The organism is Ensifer sp. (genome assembly GCF_031989085.1).
GTDB lineage: Bacteria > Pseudomonadota > Alphaproteobacteria > Rhizobiales > Rhizobiaceae > Ensifer.
Genome location: NZ_DALZXU010000002.1, coordinates 163,821 through 184,428, shown reverse-complemented (window position 1 = coordinate 184,428; position 20,608 = coordinate 163,821). Strand labels below are relative to the sequence as shown.

Sequence of the window (20,608 nt, the reverse complement as noted above, 5' to 3'; positions counted from 1 at the left end):
GGCCTCGTCTTCGCCGCGCTTGAAACCATAATGCGCGGAAACGAACCGAAAGGCCGCCGGTGCGCAAAGCGATCTCCCCTGCATTCCAGTCGGCGCTCCTCTTGGCGCTGATGTCGGCGGGCGCGCTCGCGGCAGATCTGCCGCGATCGGGCGACGCGGTGTTTGATCGCGCGATCGCGTTGGTCAATGCCGAATTTCATGACGAAACCGCGCTCCAGCGCTTCAACGCAACGGCGAAAAAGACAATCGATGCGGCGACGCCGCCACTGTCCTCGCCGGGCTCGACCCTGCGTGTCGATGCCGCGATCGAGGCAGCACTGGCAAGCCTTCATGCGTCTCACAACGGCCGGTTCAAGCAGGACACCATCGCCTACTTCGAACTCAGCGACATCTTTCGCTTCGCCATCCGCAACGATCTGCGACGTCTGTTTCCGCCCGAAGGGGACGTGACCTATCCCGGCATCGGCATGGTCACGGAAATGATCGGCGAAAGGCGCTTCGTCAGCGATGTCTATGACGGTTCACCGGCGGCGACGGCGGGGCTGCTGATGGGCGATGAGATCATCGCCGTCGACGGATTGCCTTATCGGGAGATCGCTTCGTTTCAGGGCAAGGTCGGACAGACGGTCGACATACGCTTGCGGCGCACCCCCGACGCGACGCCGATCGTCGTCAAGGTTGCGGTCGAACGGCTGCGCCCGCTGCCGACCTTCGAGAAGGCGATCGAAAGCAGCATCCACGTCAGCGAAAAGGATGGCCGCAGGATCGGCTATGTCAGGTTCTGGACGCTGTCCACGCGAGACGGGCTTGATATCGTGGCGCGGGAGATCGCGGCCGGGCGTCTTTCCGACGTCGATGGCATTGTCGTCGATCTACGCGGCCGCTGGGGCGGTGGGGCAGCCGACGCCGCCGAGATCTTCCTCGGCGATACGCCTTCGTTCAGGCTGATTCCGCGACATGGGCAAGCGACGCTCGCCAATGTTCGCTGGCGCGGTCCGGTGGTGGCGCTGATCGACGAGGGCACGCGCAGCGGCCTGGAGCTTTTCGCCTATGCGCTCAGGATCAACGGCATTCCACTTGTCGGCGAAAAGACCGCCGGCGCACTGCTGGCAGGCCGCGCCTATGTTCTGCCTGACGACAGCCTGTTGGAGATTGCCGTCTCCGATGCCGTTATCGACGACGATGTCCGACTGGAAGGAAAGGGCATCGCGCCTGACACTCGCGCTCCTCTTCCGCTTGCCTATGCGGCAGGCCGCGATCCGCAACGGGAAGCGGCGACCTCGCAAATGCTTCGCCTGCTGGCGGAAGGCACCTCGGATCGCATCGTCGCGCCCCCGCAGCGACCGCTCACCCGTTAACGACAACGGTGATTGCCTGCCGAATTTCTGGGCCCTTATCCAAGGCATCACGTTCGCGCGGTGATGTCCCGGCCGAGCCGCACGACCTCTTCGACGAGAAGATCGAGATCGCCGCGCCTGGTGCGGTGGTTGTTGATCGCGACCCTCAGGCAGTGCTCGCCATGTACCGTTGTGTCGGACAGAACGGCCGTCCCTTCGTCCTGCAGGCGCAGCATGATCTCCGTGTTGACGGTCTTGAGTTCGTCGGCGCTTTTGCCCTCGCTGCGATAACGGAAGCAGACGATGTTGATGGCGGTCGGCGCCACTAGTTCGAGAGAGGGCTCGGCCTCGATCAGGTCAGTCAGATAGCGTCCCTGGGCGATGTTCTGATCGACGAGCCGGCCAAACTTGGCGATACCGTGCTCCTTCAACGACATCCAGATCTTCAGTGCCCTGAAGCCGCGCGTGGTCTGCAGGCCGTAGTCGTAGAGCCAGGGGGCCGCGGCCAGGCCGCGTGTCGTGGCCACCAGATATTCCGGCGTCACCGCGAAGGTGCCCCTGTGTGCCGAAGCGTCCTGAATAAGGACGCAGCCGGCCTCGAAGGGCGCGTGCAGCCACTTGTGTGGATCGAGAGCGACCGAATTGGCTTTCTCGATCCCGGCGACGCGAAACCGGTTCTCCGGCGCAATCGCGATCAGGGCGCCGATGCAGCCATCCACATGCAGCCACAGGCCCTCCTCGTCGGCGAGCCTCGCCAGCGCCTCCAAGTCGTCGATAGCGCCGGTGTTGACGGTGCCGGCCGTTGCGATCACGCAGGCAGGTTTGAACCCTGCCGCCCGATCTTCATCGATCGCGTTTCGAAGCGTTGCGACGTCGATCCTGAGCGCGGCGTCGGTCGGGATGCGCCGCAGCGCCTGGTGTCCGAGGCCGAGCGTTTCCATGGCCTTGCGGTGGCAGCTGTGGATCTGGTCGGAGCCATAGAAGCGCAGCGGACGCTCGATTTCAGCCACCCCGCGCTCGCGGACATCGAGGCCGGCCTTGACGTTGCGGGCGACGGCAAGGCCGATGATGTTGGCGACCGACCCGCCACTGACCAGCGTCCCGCTGGCGCTGTCCGGGAACCCCATCATCTGCTTGCACCAATCGACCACCTGCTGATCCATCAGCGCGGCGGCATGATTGCCGCCCCCCAGATTGGAGCCCTGAATGGCAGCCAGGAAATCGCCGAGTGCGCCGGTGAAATTGCTCGACCCCATGTACCACGACCAGAAGCGCGGGTGGATGTTGCCCATGGGATAATTAAGGACATTGGCCGCCACCTCGCGGTAGACGTCGTCCGCCGGTGACGGCCCCTCAGGAAGACGGGTGGCAAAGGACCGGCGCACGTCGTCGGGCATGTCCCGCCAGACAGGCCGGTCGCGAACGCCGCTCACGTAATCGATGGCATCGTCGACGATGCGATGCGACAAAGCCCGCAACGCCGCCCAGTCCTGCGGGTCGAGCGTCTCCTCCTCAAGCGCCTGATCGTCTCTCCGTTGTGTGTCCATGCGAGCCTCCGGGATCGCGAGCGCCTCTGGCGACTGTCTACTTTCGCGTTGCGGTGACGATCCGGGCGGTCGATCGCAGCTCCACCTTGTCGGCCCGCATCGACTGTCGGGCCAAATCGACGACCTCGCTGCGAATTGCCTCGCGCGTCGCGGCGTCTGCCTGCGCCAACCCGGCAACCACCGGTGCCGCGATCTCGGTCATGAAGGTCCAGTAGCGGTCAGGCGTTTCGTGCACCATCGGCGTCGAAATCTCGTCTTCGCTGATATCGACCAAGCCGGCCTCGGCGAATGCGGCCGACAGCATGCCTGGTGCTGCGCAGCGAAAGAGGCCCGGCGCGCCGGGTGCTGGCGTCGGCAACGTCACATGCCGCGCAATCGTCGCCATCACCGTCGTCGCCCATGGGTTTTTCTCTGGAGCGCTCCAGACCGCCGCACAAACGCGCGCGCCGGGTTTCGCCACGCGGGCGAATTGTCGTGCCGCCGTGCCGACGTCAGGGAAGAACATGAAGCCAAAGCGACAAAGGACGACGTCGAAGGATCGATCTGCGAACGGCAGCGCGCCGGCGTCGCACATCTGCGTCGTGAAATTGTCGAGACCGCGCTTCTGGGCGTTTTCGGCCGCCGCCTCGAGCATGCGCTCGGACAGATCGGTGACGGTGACGCGCCCCTTCGGCACCAAAGAAGCCGCCGTCAGCCCCGGCTCGCCGGTTCCAGCCGCGACGTCCAGGACATGGTCGCCGTCACGGAGCCTGGCGCTGTTGATCATGGCATCGCCGAACGGCTTGAGCCAACCCAGCACCAGCTCGTCCCATTTTTTCCAGCCGGCCGAAAACCGGTCCCAGGTCTCTTTCTGTTGTTCACGGATCTGATCGAGCGTGTTGGACATGCACGTTCCTCCCGCGGATACGCTCTCCTGTCTCGCCGGTCGAAACTATGAACCCTCTGTATAAGGATACAATCAATTTCATGGCTTTTGGGGTAGCCCGCCCCCCCCAGAAAGCTCCCAGGCGTCCCGCTTTCGGCCGTTCCGATGCTGTCACTTCCGCAACAGCAGTCGCTCAAATAACCGTTTGCTGAATTGCATAACGACAATCGGCGCTAGGGAGACCGGGCTCGGCAGGCTATATTTCCCTGGTGGAGATCGTGACGGAGAGATTCGCATCGATGCCGAAGCCTAAGAATGACAAGAACAATGGTCGGGTAGAGGCCAACGACGAACAACCCCTCGGCGCCCAGTTGCGGATGATGCATGCAGCCTTCATGGCGTCGCCGCTCAGAAACCGGGTCATCTGGCTCGCCCTTGGCATCCTGGCGGTCATCGTCACCACCGCTTTCGGGCAGATCATCCTCAATCGCTGGTACAAGCCCTTCTACGACACGCTGGAACGGCGCGACCTGCAGGCTTTCCTGCACCAACTGACCATCTTTGCCCAGATCGCCGGTGCTCTGCTCGTGCTCAACGTGCTGCAGACCTGGCTTGGCCAGTTGATCCGGCTGAGGCTGCGCGAGGGGCTGACACTCGACCTGATCAACGAATGGATGCGGCCCGCCCGCGCGTTTCGGCTCGCCAATGCCGGCGCCATCGGCATCAATCCCGACCAGCGCATCCATGAGGATGCCAACCACCTCTCGGACCTTTCGGCCGGGCTGACCATCGGCCTGATCCAGTCCGGCATTCTGCTCGTCAGCTTCATCGGCGTGCTCTGGTCGTTGTCGGACGGCTTCGTCTTCCATGTTTCCGGCATGGCCTTCAACATCCCGGGCTACATGGTCTGGGCCGCCATTCTCTACGCGGGCACGGCGTCATGGCTGAGCTGGCTGGTGGGGCGGCCGCTGGTCAAGCTCAACGGCGAGCATTACGCCCGCGAGGCATCGCTGCGCTTCTCGCTGATGCGCATCAACGAACACATCGAGGCCGTGTCGCTGTCGTCGGGCGAGGCCAATGAAAAGCGTCGGCTGCAGGCCGACCTGCAGTCCGTTCTCGAAATCAGCAAGAGCCTGCTGCTCGCCGTCACGCGGCTGACCTGGGTTACGGCCGGTTACGGCTGGATCACCGTCATCGCCCCGATCGTCATCGCCTCCCCGGTCTATTTTGCTGGCAACCTCAGCTTTGGCGGCCTGATGATGGCGGTCGGCGCCTTCAACCAGGTGCATGCGTCGCTGCGCTGGTTCGTCGACAATATCGGCGCCATTGCCGACTGGCGCGCCACCTTGCTGCGCGTCGCCGCCTTCCGCTCTGCCCTGCTCGTCATCGACGACCGGCACGAAGGCGACAAGCGCATCGAGTTCGTCACGTCGGACGGTCCGCAGATGATGTTCGACCACATCGAGATCGTGTCGGCGGCCGGCTGCATCAAGCTTTCGGAACCGAATGTCACGATCAATCCCGGCGAGCGGGTGCTGGTCACCGGCGCGCCGGAGGTGGAGAAAGCACCGTTCTTCCGTGCTATCGCCGGCCTCTGGCCCTTCGGGCACGGCCGCATCTCGCTGCCGATCGACGACGGACTGGTCTTCGTGCCGCGCTCACCGTATTTTGCACCCGGCACGCTGGAAGAGGTGCTTGCCTATCCGAAGACGCCCGACAGCTTCAAGAACGGCGAACTGAGCGGCGTGCTATCCAAGATCGGCCTCGGCCGCCTTTCCGACCGCCTCGACCAGGACATGCGCAAGAAACTCAATCTGAGCGAAGTGGAAATGCGCCTGCTCGCCATCGCCCGTCTGGGGCTGCACAAGCCGCGATGGCTGATTATCGACGAGGCGCTGGATACCCTCGAGGACGACAGCTATCGCAAGGTCATGACCTTCCTCGACAAGGAAATCGGCAAGGCGGCCATCGTCAATATCGGCCGCAAGGAACGCGCCAACGGCTTCTTCACGCGCGTGCTGGAGCTGGAAAAGGACGCCGGCGGCGATTCCCTGCGCCTGATCCGGCCGAAAAGCCTGCGCCCGACCAATCCGCAATTGGTCGACTGACGGTACGTCGAAAGCGGTACTTCAGGTATTCCGCATATCCATTTGATTAAAAAGAAACAGCGCCTTCTTCGCGGCGCTGTTTCAATAGGAATTGTGGTCGAGACTTCAGCGCGAGCGCAGCTTCATGTGACGGTTGACGTCCTTGTAGAGCAGGTAGCGGAACTTGCCGGGGCCGCCGGCGTAGCAGGCCTGCGGGCAGAAGGCGCGAAGCCACATGTAGTCGCCGGCCTCGACTTCGACCCAGTCCTGATTGAGGCGATAGACGGCCTTGCCCTCAAGCACATAGAGACCGTGCTCCATGACATGGGTTTCGGCAAAGGGGATGATCGCGCCAGGCTCGAAGGTCACGATCGTCATATGCATGTCGTGGCGAAGATCCGTCGGATCGACGAAGCGCGTCGTCGCCCATTTGCCTTCGGTGCCGGGCATGGGATTGGGCGTGATATCGGCCTCGTTGGTGAAGAAGGCTTCGGGCGCGGGAAGCCCATCGACATACTCATAGGCCTTGCGGACCCAGTGGAAGCGAACGGGCGCTTCGCTTCTGTTATGCGCCGCCCACTTGCTCGCCGGCGGAATGAAGGCAAAGCCACCGGGCAGCATGCGGTGTTCCTTGCCGTCGAGCGTGACCGTCAGTTCACCCTCGACGACGAACAGCGCACCCTCGGCACCCTCGTCGAGTTCCGGCCGGTCGCTACCGCCGCCTGGAGCGATTTCCATGATGTACTGCGAAAATGTTTCAGCAAATCCCGACAACGGACGCGACAATATCCACAGGCGGGTCTTGTCCCAGAACGGCAGATAGCTGGTGACGATGTCCATCATCGTCCCCTTTGGAATCACCGCATAGGCCTCGGTGAAGACCGCACGGTCGGTCAGGAGCTGCGTTTGTGCCGGCGCGCCGCCATGGGGCGCGTAGTAATTGCGACCAGTCATTTCAGTCCTTCAGTTCTCAAGCGGGCGCCGCCTCCTCACAAGAGCGGCGCGGTTGGGTTTATTGTCGATGTGATGTCAAAGCAGTGCCGCGCGCAGATCGCGCGGTTGGTCCTTCTCCTCGTCAAGGTCCAGTTCCGCCTCGACGTGGTGCAGATGTTCGGCCATTTCGCGGATTGCCGCGGCCGCATCCCGCGCGGCGATGCGGTCGACGACGGCCATATGCTCATCCGGTCCGCAATTGTGCAGATGGTTCGACCGGTACACGGCGGTGATCAGCGATGTGCGCGAAACCAGGTCGCGCAGGATGCCGAACAGGAATGCAGAACCGGAAAGCTCCGCCAAAAGCAGATGGAAACCGCCGGAAAGACGAACGATTGCAGAGAGATCGCCCACTTTACCCGCCACCCGCTCCTCATCGATGTGCGAGCGCATGCGCTCGATGTCCTCGACTGTCGCGCGTTCGCAGAGGCGCTCGACCACGCGCTGCTCGATCGCCCTCCGCGTCACGAACACGTCACGCGCCTCGTCCACCGACGGCTCGGATACGAACGCGCCGCGATTGGGCATGATCGTCACAAGCCCATCGCGTTCGAGCGCAGTCAGCGCCTGGCGGATACGGGCTCGACTGACGGAGAAAATCTCGGCAAGCTGCTCCTCCTTGAGGCGCGTGCCGGGTCGCAGCCGCCGCTCGGCGATCGCGAGCCAGATTTTCTCACAAATGATAGCCGTCGGCGCTCCGGCGGCTTCGTCCGCATTGTACATGAAATCTCCCTTAGCCGTTCGCATACTCTGGCCGGCCAGCGTTCAAAGTCAATTCCACACGCTGCAGTTTGATATTGACTACAAAATTGTAGACAATATTGTGTACCGTAACTTGATATGCTGTGGCAACCACTTAAACAACGGCCATCGACCGGTGTGACAACCGACCGCGCCTGACCCGAGAGCTCATTGATGGACTTCGACTTCACGCAACTGCCCGCCCAGGACCGCTACCGGCTGCTGACAAATTTCATCGGCCCGCGCCCGATCGCGCTCGTCTCGACGCTCTCGCCTGGTGGCCACGACAATGCCGCGCCGATGAGCTTCTTCAACGTCTTCTCGCACGATCCGCCGATCGTGATCCTCGGCATCCAGACACGCCCCGATGGTGAGGAGAAGGACACGGTCAGCAACATCCGTCGCACCAACGAATTCGTCGTCAACATGGTCGACATGGCGATCGCCGACCAGATGCTGGTCTGCGGTCTTCCCTTCGAAACCGATGTCGACGAGGTGGCGATGGCCGGGCTGACAGCGGCCGACGGCGTGAAGGTCGGCGCCCGCCGCATCGTCGAATCGCCCTGCTCGATGGAATGCCGGGTCGAACGGTTGATCGAATACGACCGCCGGGTGATCGTGCTCGGCGAAGTCGTGCATATGCATGTGCGCAAGGACTGCCTTGACGACAAGGGCCACTATGTCGACCCGTCGAGCTACCAGCCGATCGCGCGGCTTCATGCCAACAACTACATCACATCAGACCGGCAGTTCGAGATGCGCACGCCCGACATCGCTTCCTTTGCTGCTCCCAAAGCGAAAACGGCCTGATCCATGCGTATCCTTCTCGTCAATCCGAACTCCACCGCCTCGATGACCGAACAGGCGCACCGCAGCGCCGAGCGGGTCGTGTCCGCCGCCACGCGGGTTGAGTCCATCAATCCGACCACGAGTCCGGCCAGCATCGAGGGCCATGCGGACGAAGCCATGGCGGTGCCGGCGATGCTCGCCGAGATCCGCGCCGGCGAGGCGCGCGGGATCGATGCCTATGTCATTGCCTGCTTCGACGATCCCGGCCTTGGCGCCGCGCGTGAGATCGCACGCGGGCCCGTCATCGGTATCTGCCAGGCCGCCATCCAGGTCGCGATGAACATCGCCACGCGCTTTTCCATCATCACCACTCTGCCACGCTCGGTGCCGATCATCGAGGATCTCGTCGATGCCTATGGCGCCGGCCACCGGTGCCGCAAGGTGCGCTCGGTCGATATGCCGGTGCTGGCTCTGGAGGAAGACCTCGCCCACACCGAAGAGATGCTGGTGGGCGAAATCCTGCGCGCCAAACAGGAGGATGGTGCCGAGGCGATCATTCTCGGCTGCGCCGGCATGTCGGAACTGTGCGACCGGCTGAAGGCGAGAACCGGCATGCCGGTCATCGACGGCGTCACTGCGGCGATCAAGCTTGCGGAAGCACTGGTCGGGGCCGGCTACGCCACCTCCAAGGTGGGCGCCTATGACTACCCGAGGGTCAAGGCCGCGACGATCGCCCGCCCTGTGGATGCTGTCGCTTAACAAACGGCAGCAAACCTCTGAAAACAAAAAAACTCCGGAGGGAAACCCTCCGGAGTTTTTCTCGTTTTTACAGATGCCGGTTTGGTTACGCGGCCTGGATTGCCTTTGCCGTTGCGGCAGCAGCTTCCTCGACACGGTGGCATGCCGCACGCGAGCCGTCCGCAAAGCTTCGCATCGCCGGGCGCTCGCTCTTGCAGCGGGCGTCGGCCAGCGGACAACGCGGATGGAAGGTGCAGCCTGACGGCGGGTTGAGCGGGCTCGGCACTTCGCTTGCCGTGATGCTGCGCTGGCGCTTCGGCTCGGCGATGTCGGGGATCGTCTCGAGCAACAGGCGCGTATAGGGATGGCGCGGATTGGCAAACAGCGTCTCGGTATCTGCCTCTTCGACGATGCGACCGAGATACATGACCGCAATCCGGTCCGACATGTGACGGACAACACTCATGTCGTGGCTGATGAAGAGGTAGGTCAGCCCCATCTCGTCCTGCAGCTTGCGCATCAGGTTGAGGATCTGCGCCTGTACCGACACGTCAAGCGCCGAGGTCGGCTCGTCGCAGACGAGAAATTCCGGCTCGCCGGCAAGCGCACGGGCGATCGAAATGCGCTGGCGCTGGCCGCCGGAAAATTCGTGCGGAAACTTCGAACCGTCCGAAGGCGCAAGGCCGACGATGCGCAGCAGCTCGCCGACACGCTCCATCACCTCCGCATCGGTTTTGCGCAGCTTCAGTTCGCGCAGAGGCTCGGCAATGATGTTCTTCACGCGCCAGCGCGGATTGAGACTGGCGAAGGGGTCCTGGAAGATCATCTGCGCCGAAAGCGGTTCGCCCGAGCGCCCGGGGGCAAAGCGGATCTCTCCGTCGGAGGCCCTGTAGAGGCCGGTCACGAGCCGCGCCACCGTCGACTTGCCACAGCCGGATTCGCCGACAAGGCTAAGGCAACCGCCCATCGGCACGGTGAAGCTGATGTCGTCCACCGCACGCACGAACTGGCGCGGCTTGCGCTCCAGCACCCGGTTCAGCCAAGGGGCCGACACATCGAAATTGCACGTCAGATCATTGACGGTCAGGGCGTCACTCATAGAACTCCTCCTGCATTGAGCCAGCAAGCACTGACGCCGTGGCCGACCGGGGTCGGCTCGGGACGATCTTCACGGCAGCGCCGCCCCGCCTCGGGACAACGCGGATTGAAGGCGCATCCGCGCGGGATAGCGTTGAGCCGCGGCATGGAGCCGTCGATCTGGTTCAACCGCTCGACGCGACGTCCGAGTGCCGGGATCGAGCCCATCAGCCCGCGGGTATAGGGGTGGCGCGCATTGCGCAGCACCTCCTCCACCGGACCGATCTCGACCAGACGACCGGCATACATGACGGCGACACGATCGGCGGTCTCGGCAATCACGCCCATGTCGTGGGTGACAAGCATCACCGAGGTGCCATGATCGTCGCACAGGCGCCGTAGCAGAGACGTGATCTGCGCCTGGATCGAGACGTCGAGCGCGGTCGTCGGCTCATCGGCGATGATCAGCTTCGGCTCGGCTGCAAGCGCAAGTGCAATGACCACGCGCTGGCGCATGCCACCAGAGAACTGGTGCGGATAGTGATCGAAGCGGGCCTCCGATGCCGGAATGCCGACCTCCTTCAACAGGTGGATCGCGCGATCCTTCGCGCCCTGCTTCGACAGCTTCAGGTGTAGACGGATCGTCTCCACCAACTGTGCACCGACGGTAAAGAGCGGGTTGAGCGATGTCAGCGGGTCCTGGAAGATCGCGCCGATCTGCCGGCCGCGCACGCTCTGCATGTCCTTGTCCGACAGCTGGTCGATGCGGCGGCCCGAGAGCCAGACCTCGCCGCCAGAAATCCGTCCCGGCGGTTCGAGCAGGCCCTGGACGGCCAGACCGGTCATCGACTTTCCGGCGCCGGATTCGCCGACCACGCCGAGGATCTCGCCTGGGCGAATGCTGAGCGAGACGTCGGAAAGGGCTGCCACGGTTCCGTGCCGTCCGGGGAACTCGACGCAAAGTCCACGCACATCGAGGACCGGTGAAGTTTTGGGTTCACTCATGCGGCAGATCCTCCAGTGGGTAGCTGGGTGGGAAGATTTCGCTGACCGGCGGATGCGCCCAGCTGCGCTCCGGGTACTTTGCAATCAGCCCGTCGAATTGCCGTTGCGCCTGGCGGCGTGCCGCATCCATGTCGAAGCCGGCAACCTGGCCCTGGTGCATCGAGAGGCGACCGTCGACGAAGACCGTCTTGGTGACGCGGCCGGAGCCGCCGACGACCAGCGTCGTGATCGGGTCGATCGCCGGTGCCATATGGTGATCCATCAGGTCGAAGACGGCGATATCGGCGCGGGCACCCGCTTCGAGCCGCCCGAGATCGCTGCGCCCCAGCGCCTTCGCGCCGCCGAGCGTGGCGGCGTCGAAGAGATCGGCGCAGCTGACGGCGGCCGTGTCGCCCTCAACGACGCGGCAGGTGATAAGCCCGATGAGCAGGTTCATCAGCATATCGGGCGGCGTCGTGTCGGTGCCCATGGCGATGTTGATGCCGCGGGCCTTGACGGAGCGGAACGAATTGAGCGTGCTGCCACCACGCGCAGAAACCATCGGGCAATGCACGATGCTGACGCCGTTGTCGGCATAAAGCGTGAGGTCATCAGCCGTTGCCTGCGTGGCATGCGGCGCGATCAGCCGCGAGCTCAGGAAGCCGAGGCGTGCCATCCACTCCGGCGCCGTCTTGCCGTGAAGACGACGGACGGTATCGACCTCCATCGTGCCTTGCGCTGCGTGAAGCCGGATCGAGCAGTCGAGATCGCGCGCGGCGTCCGCCGTTCGCCTCAAGAGCGTCTCCGTGCAGGTCTCGACCCTATCGGGCGCCAGAAGCCCGCGCACCAGGCCGCCATGGCGGCCGTCGTGATCACGGATGAAGCCGATGGCATCGTTGAGGCCCTGCAGCCCCCTCGCCTCGTCGAAGACGGCTTCGAGCTGTCCAGGTGCCTCCAGAACCATGCCGCCCGAGCGGTATGCCGGGCTCAGATAGACGCGAAGGCCGAGATCGCCGGCAGCATCGGATGCGGCCGCGAACTCTTCCACCGTCTCGCCCCATTCGCGGTAAAACAGCGATGCGATCGGTGCGGCCGTCGTGATGCCGTTCAGCAGCAACTGGGCAAAAGAGAAGCGCTTCTGGAACGCCAGCTCATCTTGCGAGTACATTTCATAGGGACCGCGCTCGACATAGGAGCGTGGCCACACGCGGCCTTTGGCCCAGCCGGGCTGGTGATCGACCGCAAGGATGGTGGTGTCGAGGTCGGACAGGGCATCGAGATCGATCAGGCCGGGGCTGATCATGGCAGCACCGAAATCGATCCGGCGGGCAACTTCGCCTTCGAACCGCGGGCCGACATAAAGCAAGCTGCCGCCTTCGATAACGACCTCGCCGTTCGGGATCAGGCGATGGCTGCCATCACGATGGCCGAGCACCCATTGCGCTGTCAGAAGCGTGCGGCCGTCGGCGCGCGCGCCAAGTTTCAAATCCTTGAGATCGATCATGGGATGGCGACCTCCGCGACGCCATTGCGAGCGATGACGCGGCCGCGCTTGACGACCAGCGGGCGCGGCGCGACTTCAACCACGGCATGGGCGAGCGTTTCGCCGACGAGCAGGGTGAAGTCGGCGTTGCAGCCGATGTCGAGACCGTAGCCGGCAATGTCCATGACGTCGGCGCCACCGGTCGAGCAGACATGAAGGGCATGCTCCAGATCGACGTCACGGCGCAGGCCGTTCTTCATGCCGAGGATGCGGGCGCGATCCATCATGTCCGGTTGGCCCCACGGGCCCCAGGTGTCGCGGATGCCGTCGCAACCGGCCGCCACCTTCACGCCCGCTTCCTTCAGGCGCAGGATCGACGGAACGGTCGAGGACGGCGAACCGGTTGTGACGATGCGCACGTCCAGTTCGGCGATCTGTTCGATCAGGCCAGAGACCCTCAGATAATCAGGAGCGCCGAGCGCAAAGGCGTGGCTGATCGCCACCTTGCCCTGCATGCCGAGTGCCCGGATACGCTCGAACATCATCTCCATGCTGAAGGCGCCGAGTTCGCCAGCTTCGTGCAGATGGATATCGATCGGCTTGCCATGCTTTTCGGCCAGGCCGAAGACCGCATCGAGATGGCCCTTTGGATCACGGTCGATGCCGCAAGGATCAATGCCGCCAAGGACTTCTGCCCCATTGCTCAGAGCCTGGTCGAGAAGCTCCACGGTGCCCGGACGTGTGACCAGCCCCGATTGCGGGAAGGCGACGATCTCGATGTCGATGATGCCGTCGAGCGCCTCGCGCGTCTGGATGATGCCTTCCATCAGCGCCAGGCCGTGGGTGGTGTCGATGTCGACATGGCTGCGGATATGGCTGGCGCCGTTGGCGGCCAGCTGGATTGCCTGGCGCATCGACTGGCGATGGGGATCGATGCCGATCTCAAGCCGCTTCTCGCGCTCGAAATCGATGCGTTCGCGCAACGTCGCGACCTTGGCGTTTTCGTGCCAGGGCATGCCCCAGACCGACTTGTCGAGATGGGTGTGCGCCTCGACCAGACCGGAAATGGCGATATGACCACGGCCATCCTCGGTTGCCACGCCAGCGGCCTGAAGGTTCTGGCCGATCGTGTCGATCTTGCCGCCGCGGATCAGGATATCCGTGGGCGCCCCGCCATTCGGACGGACGTTACGGATCAGAAGATTGGACATCATTCACCTCAGTTTCGGATTGAGAGCGTCGCGCAGCCAGTCACCCAGAAGGTTGACCGAGACGACGAGAAGGCAAAGCTGCAGCACCGGGAAGAGCACGACCCACCAGACGCCGGAGAAAAGGAACTGGTTGCCGAGCCGGATCAGCGTTCCAAGGCTCGGTTGGCTCGGCGGCATGCCGATGCCGAGGAAGGAGAGTGTGGCTTCCGTCAGGATCGCCATGCCGAAGTTCAGCGTGGCGGCAACCATGATCGGCGTCAGCGTGTTCGGCAGGATATGGTTGAGCATGATGCGCCGCGCCGGCGTCTTCAGAAGGCGGGCCGCCTGCACATATTCCTTGCCGCGCTCGACGATCGTCTGGGCGCGCACGGTGCGGGCATATTGCACCCAGGCGCTGAGCGTGATCGCCAGCACGAGAACGGCGGCCGAGCCGACGTCGCGTAGCTCCGGAGGCAGCATCTGGCGGGCAACGGCGCTGACGAGGATGGCAATCAGGATCGTCGGGATCGACAGAAGCACATCGCCGATGCGCATCAGGACGTTGTCGATGATGCCACCGAAATAGCCGGCGATCAGGCCGAGGCTGAGGCCGACGGTCAGCGACAGGATTACCGAACAGACGCCGATCAGGATCGAGATGCGGGAGCCATAGAGGATGGCCGACAGCATGTCGCGGCCCTGGGTATCGGTGCCGAGGATGAAGGGCCATTGCCCGTCGGCCTGCCAGATCGGCGGCAGTTCCGAATTCCAGAGGTCGAGCTGCGCCGGATCGAACGGGTTCTGCGGCGAGATCAACGGTGCCGCAAGTGCGGCAAGAATAAGGATCGTGAGGATCAGCGCGCCGGCGATTGCCGACGGGCTGCGGGTAAACGACCACCAGAGATCGCTCTGGCGCCAGCGCGCGAGCCGGCCGATCTTGGCTGTCGAAGGTGTGTCCTGAGCCTGGTCAGTCATGGGGCGGCCTCAGCGTGTGGCATCGCGAAGACGGGGATCGATGACCGCATAGGCGATATCGACCAGCGTGTTCAGCGTGACGAAGATGAAGGAGACGATGCACAGGTAGCCTGCCATCACAGGGATATCGAGGAAGGTCACCGCCTGGATGAACAGCATGCCCATGCCCGGCCACTGGAACACGGTCTCGGTGATGAGCGCGAAGGCAATCAGCGAACCGACGTTCATGGCCGTCATGGTCACGACCGGCATCAGACAGTTGCGAAGCGCGTGGCGGAAATAGATGCGCCAGCGCGGCACGCCGCGGGCACGGGCGAACTTCACGAAGTCCGAACGCAGCACTTCCATCATCTCGGCGCGCACGAGGCGCATGACGAGGGTGATCTGGTAGAGCGCGAGCGCGAAGGACGGCAAGAGCAGTGAAGCGCGTCCGGAGGCCGTCAAAAGGCCGGTGCTCCACCAGCCGATCTGCACGACATCGCCGCGGCCGAAGGCCGGAACCAGGCCGAGCGAGACGGCAAAGACGAGAATCAAGAGGATGCCGACGACGAAGCTTGGAAGCGAGACGCCGATGATGCTGACGAATTGCAGCCCCTCGGAATACCAACGGCCGCGGTGGATCGCGGTGAGAACACCGAGGGGAATGCCGATCAGGAGCGACAGGGCCGTGGCCACCAGTGCCAGCTCGATCGTTGCCGGGAAGCGCTCGGCGATCAGCGTCATCACATCCTGGCCGTTGCGGTAGCTGATGCCGAAATCGCCCTGAGCCGCATTGACGACGAAGCGGACGTACTGGGTGACGAACGGATCGTTGAGGCCGAGTTTTTCGCGCAGTTCGACGCGATCGGCCTGCGACATCTGTTCGTTGGCCATCAGTTCGACCGGGTCGCCGGCGAAACGAAAGATCATGAACGCCATCAGCGCGACGGCAAGCATGACCAGCACGGCATTGGCCAGCCGCTTGATCAGAAAGACAATCATTGGATTTCCCGCTCAGTGAGAAACCCCGACAGAGCAAGCTCTGCCGGGGCAATGTGGGCTCAATCGCCGATACGGGTCAGCCAGTGGCGCGGCTTGTTGTCGGCGCGGATGGTGACGTCAGTCACCTCCTTCGACATCGCCCAGGCCATCGGCTGCTGATGCAACGGGATCATGATGACCTGATCCTTGGCAAACTTCAGCGCTTCGGTCTCAATCGCCAGACGCTTGTCGCGGTCCATCTCGACGGCGGCCTTCTTCACCATGGCGTCGAGCTCGGGATAGGACCAGCCGCCATAGTTGGCGACGCCAGCCGCACCCTCGCGGGTCGAAAGCACCTGGATCAGCAGCGAATAGGCATCGAGCGTCGGCTCGTTGGCCCAGCCGATCATGTAGGCGTCGGACTTTCCGCCGGCGCGCTTCGGCGCCTGAACGGCGCGCGGGCCGATATCGAGCGTCGGCTTCAGGCCGACACGCGACAGCATCGACACGAGCGCGCTGCAGACGTCTTCCTCGTTGACGCTCTCGTCGTTCATGCAGACGAGCGTGAACTCGGTGCCAACGGCGCCCGCTTCTTCGAGAAGCTTCTTCGACAGTTCCGGGTCGTAAGCGGTCGGCACGTCGAGTTCGGCGCTGTAGCCCGGGATCTCGGGCGCGACCATGGTGCCGGCCACATGCGACTTGCCGCGCATGACGCGCTTGAAGATCAGCTGACGGTCGATCGCATGATCGATCGCCTGGCGAACCTTGATGTCGTTGAAGAAATTGTCGCGGCCGTCAGCAAGCTTTTCCTTGCGGTTGAAGACCAGGTGAACCGTGCGCAGGTCGGAACGCTCGACGACCTTGATGTTCGGATCGCTCTTCAACCGGTCGAGGTCCTGCACGGGCGCGCCGTCGGTGAGGTCGATCTCGCCCGAAAGCAGCGCGGCAACACGGGTTGCGGCAGACGTGATCGGGGTGAATTCGATGCGATCGAGATTGTGCTTCGGCGTATCCCACCAGCCGTTGTTCTTGACCAGTACGGTCTTGCTGTCAGGCACGCGCGATTCGACGATGAACGGACCGGTGCCGTTTGTGTGGTAGGTGGTGTAACCCTCGACCTTGCCGCCGACATCGGTCGGAAGTTCGGACTTGTTGTCGATAAGCCAGTCCTTGTCGAACATGAAGATGTTGGTCATGTCGTTGAGGAACAGCGGGCTTGGCGAGTTCACCTCGATGTCGACGGTGTAGTCGTCCACCTTCGTGGTGGAGACATAGGCCGGGATGTTGCCGCGTAGCGGTGACGTCGGGTGGCTGACGCGGGCCATGGAGGCAACGACGTCATCGGCGGTGAAATCGGCGCCGTTCTGGAACTTTACGCCCTTGCGCAGGTGGAAACGCCAGACTTTTTCCGAAACCAGCTCCCACTTGGTGGCAAGTGCCGGCTCGACGACAAACTCGGGCGTATAGCGCGTCAGGCCTTCATAGACGTGATTGAGGAAGGCGAGGTTCGACGTGCTGCCGTAGGAATATGGATCGAGCGAGAAGATATCCCGCGGGCTGCCCCAGCGCAGCGTTTCGGCCTGTGCCGTGGAGGCGAGAAAGGCGAATGCCAACCCCGCAAGGAGATGCTTTCTCAGTTTCATGTGGTTCCCTCTGTTTTTCCCATTCGTCGCCGTGCCGATCCGGTCGGTCCACGATCCTTCGATCGCTGGAGGCTGACGGTGCTAGATTTGAAGTTGTTGGCGCTAATGTCAACTATTTTGTCGACAATTATGTTGCCAATGAAACGCAATCGCGCACTTGAAGGGGAAAACCACGTAATTTCAGTGGCTTTGGATCACGGAAGGGCGTGCAATCCTGACGTGAAAATTGGGAGCATCCCTTTCACTTTCACGTCTTTCACCTCCGGCAACGTGCGGATTGGGCCGCGAATGGCCGCCCTTGACGCTGCGGTATTTGATAAAAATGAAAGGGCCGGCCTCGGGACCGACAAACAGCCGCTCCCTCCTGATCGGACAACGGGATCGGGCGGGCTCGGACGTGATCGACCAGTTCCGGCCATGAAAAATGGCGCGCCATCCAGGGAGCGCGATGGTCGGGGGCCATCAAGGGCGTGACGAAACACCCCAGCATCGTCGGACTTGCCGGCGGGAAATAAGGCCTTGAACGTTTGGCGCCTACCCGGAAAGCCGGCGCCTCATAAACAACGTTTCCGTCGGCGATGAATAGCTTGGATCGTCAACTGACGTTACCTGAGCCTTAGATCGTGGCAGCCGCGCCGAAACCTGTGAGGAAAGACGTCAGATTGTCGGACAGCGCGTCGCAGAGATAGCCGCCTTCCTGGACGATCGCCGTCGGGAGGCCAAGACCGGCGATCGCCGCACCGATCCTTGCAAAGCCCGGCGTCGACACGGACAGCCCGCCGAAAGGGTCGCCCTCGAAGGCGTCGAGGCCAAGCGCCACGACGAGCGCATCCGGGGCATAGGCACGGATGCGGCGAAAAGCGACGTCGAGGGCGGCCAGAAATTCTGTATCTCCCGACTTGCGATCAAGTGGCAGGTTGAGGTTGTAGCCAAGGCCCAGCCCCTCGCCGCGTTCATCGGCATGTCCCCAGAAGAAGGGATAGAACCGCACCGGATCGGCGTGGATCGACACCGTCAGCACGTCGGAGCGCTGGTAGAAGATGCCCTGCGTACCGTTGCCGTGGTGCAGGTCGATGTCGAGAATCACGACACGGGCGGCGTTCGACAGCAAGCGCTGTGCTGCAACAGCGGAATTGTTGAGGAAGCAGAAGCCACCGGCAACATCGGCAAAGGCATGATGGCCAGGCGGCCGGCACAGCGCATAGGCGGCACGGTCGCCAGCAAGGATTGCGTCTGCCGCGTCGACAGCACTCCAGGCGCTCCAGCGCACACTTTCCCATGTCTCCCCGGAAATCGGGCACGCCGTGTCGGCCATGTGATATCCGGCCTGCCCCACGGCAGACGCCGGGTACCGGCCATCACGGGCGAGCGGATGGATGTTCGGGATCACTTCATCCGAGGCCTCGGCGATCCGCTGCCAGCGCGCATAGATATGTTCGAGGAAATCGAGATATTCTGGAGTGTGAACGGCGGCAATCGGGCCAAGACCGTGATCGCTTGGCCGAAGGATAGTGCAACCGGCTTCGCGAGCGCCGGCAAGCAACCGCTCGACCCGTTCGGGCTGCTCCGGGTTCGGCTGCGGCGCGCCACTCGAAAGGAAAGCCTTCGGATCGTGTCGCTTCTGTTCCTGGGCGTAGAAGGCTTTCATGGTCACTCCAATTCCTGCGGCTTCAGACGTTCATTTTCCAGCGAGTGCCACGAAGGCATCGCCGTAGGCGGCATGGGCGCGGTCCTTCACCTGCCAGGTGATACCGAGCCGCTCATAGAGGCGCTGGGCGGTCGTGTTTTCCACGTCGACTTCCAGACGGAGATAGTCCCCACCGCGCGCCCTCGACCAGGCCGCCACGTCGCGCAGCAGGCGCTCGCCGATCCCGAGGCCGCGAAAGCGATCGTCGACATAGAGATCCTGCACGAAGACACCGGGCCGCCCACGCCAGGTCGAAAAGATCGGAAAGAACAGGCAGAGACCGGCAAACGCGCCGCCCACCTCAGCAATCAGACTGCCGAAGGCCGCGTCCGGGCCGAAGCCGAACCGGCGATAGTCGTCTGCGGTGCAAGTTACCTTGCCTACCATGTCGAGCCCGCGCCCCATGGCCAGGATGGCATCATGGATCGTCTCGGCATCGCCGATTTCACCTGAGCGAATGCGGATGGCCGCGGTCGAACCGTGCGTCGTTGTCAATGTCTTCCCCTTTACTGCAACGACCGAAGCCGCGGGCGATCTCGCCCGGGGCCTGCGGCATCAGAATGCGACCTGATCACCGCCCTTGAGGCCGAGAAGATCACGTGCTTCCTTAGGGGTGGCAACCTCCAGCGACAAGGCGTCGAGCACGGTGCGAATACGCTGCACTTGCTCAGCATTGCTGGTCGCAAGCTGGCCGCGGCCGTTGTAGAGGCTGTCTTCGAGCCCGACGCGAACGTTGCCGCCCATTGCCGCCGCCATCGTGATCATCGGCATCTGGTGTCGGCCGGCCGCCAGCACCGAGAATGAATAGTCGTCGCCGAAGAGCTTGTCGGCGATCCGCTTCATGTGCGTCAGGTTCTCGGGATCGGCGCCGATGCCTCCCAGAATGCCGAAGACAAACTGGATGAACAGATGGCCGGAAACCAGCCCACGGTCACGGAAATGCGCCAGAGAATAGAGATGGCCGACATCGTAGCATTCGAACTCGAAGCGTGTCCCGCATCCCTGCCCAAGCCGCGTCAGGATGAATTCCATGTCGGCAAAGGTGTTCTTGAAGATCGACGAGCGTGTTGCCTCCAGCAGCTCCGGCTCCCAGGCGTGCTTCCATTCGGCGGGCTTGTCCAGTGCCGGAAACAGGGCGAAATTCATCGATCCCATGTTGAGCGAGCACATCTCGGGCTCGGCCCGCAATGAGGCCGCCAGGCGATCTTCGAGCGCCATCAGCGACGAGCCGCCGGTCGAAATGTTGATGACGGCGTCGGTCGACTGCTTGATGCGCGGCAGAAACTGCATGAACAGCGAAGGGTCTGCCGAGGGACGACCGTCCACCGGGTTTCTCGCATGCAGGTGCAGGATCGAGGCGCCGGCCTCGGCAGCGGCAATTGCCTCGGCGGCGATCTGGTCCGGTGTGATCGGCAGATGGGGCGACATGGTCGGCGTATGCACCGAGCCCGTCACCGCGCAGGTGATGATGACCTTCCTGCGCGACGTCTTGGTTTTCGTCATGGTGTCGAT

18 protein-coding genes are annotated in these 20,608 nt (G+C 63.1%); 4 read left to right on the top strand and 14 right to left on the bottom strand.

Annotated features, from left to right (window positions below; translation table 11 throughout):
• The first annotated feature begins 110 nt into the window (after positions 1-110).
• Positions 111-1,358, top strand: a complete 1,248-nt coding sequence (locus RTP54_RS13790) for a S41 family peptidase (protein ID WP_312364391.1) — start codon at positions 111-113, stop codon at positions 1,356-1,358.
• Positions 1,359-1,405: 47 nt separating this feature from the next.
• On the opposite strand, the gene RTP54_RS13785 is transcribed toward RTP54_RS13790, so the two are convergent.
• Both RTP54_RS13785 and RTP54_RS13780 read right to left on the bottom strand, forming a co-directional pair.
• Entirely contained in the window at positions 1,406-2,884 is a 1,479-nt protein-coding gene (locus RTP54_RS13785) for an aspartate aminotransferase family protein (RefSeq protein WP_312363479.1), read from the bottom strand.
• A gap of 37 nt (positions 2,885-2,921) precedes the next feature.
• Entirely contained in the window at positions 2,922-3,770 is an 849-nt protein-coding gene (locus RTP54_RS13780) for a methyltransferase domain-containing protein (RefSeq protein WP_312363477.1), read from the bottom strand.
• A gap of 278 nt (positions 3,771-4,048) precedes the next feature.
• Here RTP54_RS13780 and RTP54_RS13775 point away from each other — a divergent pair, with 278 nt between their 5' ends.
• The gene (locus RTP54_RS13775) at positions 4,049-5,857 is read left to right on the top strand and encodes an ABC transporter ATP-binding protein/permease (RefSeq protein WP_112811590.1); all 1,809 of its coding nucleotides are present in this window, start codon (positions 4,049-4,051) and stop codon (positions 5,855-5,857) included.
• A gap of 105 nt (positions 5,858-5,962) precedes the next feature.
• On the opposite strand, the gene RTP54_RS13770 is transcribed toward RTP54_RS13775, so the two are convergent.
• Positions 5,963-6,790 (bottom strand): bifunctional allantoicase/(S)-ureidoglycine aminohydrolase, encoded by an 828-nt coding sequence (locus tag RTP54_RS13770; protein ID WP_112811591.1) that lies wholly within the window; start codon positions 6,788-6,790, stop codon positions 5,963-5,965.
• Positions 6,791-6,865: 75 nt separating this feature from the next.
• Positions 6,866-7,552 (bottom strand): GntR family transcriptional regulator, encoded by a 687-nt coding sequence (locus RTP54_RS13765; RefSeq protein ID WP_312363474.1) that lies wholly within the window; start codon positions 7,550-7,552, stop codon positions 6,866-6,868.
• A 192-nt stretch (positions 7,553-7,744) separates the two neighbouring features.
• Here RTP54_RS13765 and RTP54_RS13760 point away from each other — a divergent pair, with 192 nt between their 5' ends.
• Together RTP54_RS13760 and RTP54_RS13755 are read left to right on the top strand one after the other, a co-directional pair.
• Positions 7,745-8,380: a flavin reductase family protein gene (locus RTP54_RS13760; RefSeq protein ID WP_312363472.1), complete on the top strand. Its 636-nt coding sequence runs from the start codon at positions 7,745-7,747 to the stop codon at positions 8,378-8,380.
• 3 nt (positions 8,381-8,383) lie between these two features.
• Positions 8,384-9,118, top strand: coding sequence for an aspartate/glutamate racemase family protein (locus tag RTP54_RS13755; protein WP_112811594.1), 735 nt, complete (start codon positions 8,384-8,386; stop codon positions 9,116-9,118).
• 85 nt (positions 9,119-9,203) lie between these two features.
• On the opposite strand, the gene RTP54_RS13750 is transcribed toward RTP54_RS13755, so the two are convergent.
• From RTP54_RS13750 to RTP54_RS13705, 10 genes are all read right to left on the bottom strand, one after another.
• A complete protein-coding gene (locus tag RTP54_RS13750) occupies positions 9,204-10,196 on the bottom strand; it encodes an ABC transporter ATP-binding protein (RefSeq protein ID WP_312363470.1) in 993 nt (330 codons plus the stop codon).
• Positions 10,193-11,179, bottom strand: coding sequence for an ABC transporter ATP-binding protein (locus RTP54_RS13745; RefSeq protein ID WP_312363468.1), 987 nt, complete (start codon positions 11,177-11,179; stop codon positions 10,193-10,195). The genes RTP54_RS13750 and RTP54_RS13745 overlap by 4 nt, the downstream gene beginning before the upstream one ends.
• Entirely contained in the window at positions 11,172-12,662 is a 1,491-nt protein-coding gene (locus RTP54_RS13740) for an amidohydrolase family protein (protein ID WP_312363466.1), read from the bottom strand. Before RTP54_RS13740 ends, RTP54_RS13745 begins: the two co-directional genes overlap by 8 nt.
• Positions 12,659-13,852, bottom strand: a complete 1,194-nt coding sequence (locus RTP54_RS13735; protein ID WP_312363464.1) for an amidohydrolase family protein — start codon at positions 13,850-13,852, stop codon at positions 12,659-12,661. The genes RTP54_RS13740 and RTP54_RS13735 overlap by 4 nt, the downstream gene beginning before the upstream one ends.
• Before the next feature lie 3 nt (positions 13,853-13,855).
• On the bottom strand, positions 13,856-14,806 hold the full coding sequence (locus tag RTP54_RS13730; RefSeq protein WP_112811598.1) for an ABC transporter permease: 951 nt from the start codon (positions 14,804-14,806) through the stop codon (positions 13,856-13,858).
• Positions 14,807-14,815: 9 nt separating this feature from the next.
• A complete protein-coding gene (locus RTP54_RS13725) occupies positions 14,816-15,787 on the bottom strand; it encodes an ABC transporter permease (protein WP_112816942.1) in 972 nt (323 codons plus the stop codon).
• 59 nt (positions 15,788-15,846) lie between these two features.
• Entirely contained in the window at positions 15,847-17,409 is a 1,563-nt protein-coding gene (locus RTP54_RS13720) for an ABC transporter substrate-binding protein (RefSeq protein ID WP_112811600.1), read from the bottom strand.
• Between the two features lie 616 nt (positions 17,410-18,025).
• A complete protein-coding gene (locus RTP54_RS13715) occupies positions 18,026-19,057 on the bottom strand; it encodes a histone deacetylase family protein (protein WP_312364389.1) in 1,032 nt (343 codons plus the stop codon).
• 30 nt (positions 19,058-19,087) lie between these two features.
• Positions 19,088-19,591, bottom strand: a complete 504-nt coding sequence (locus RTP54_RS13710; protein ID WP_312363461.1) for a GNAT family N-acetyltransferase — start codon at positions 19,589-19,591, stop codon at positions 19,088-19,090.
• A 60-nt stretch (positions 19,592-19,651) separates the two neighbouring features.
• Positions 19,652-20,599: a 3-keto-5-aminohexanoate cleavage protein gene (locus RTP54_RS13705; RefSeq protein WP_112833436.1), complete on the bottom strand. Its 948-nt coding sequence runs from the start codon at positions 20,597-20,599 to the stop codon at positions 19,652-19,654.
• Positions 20,600-20,608: the final 9 nt, after the last annotated feature.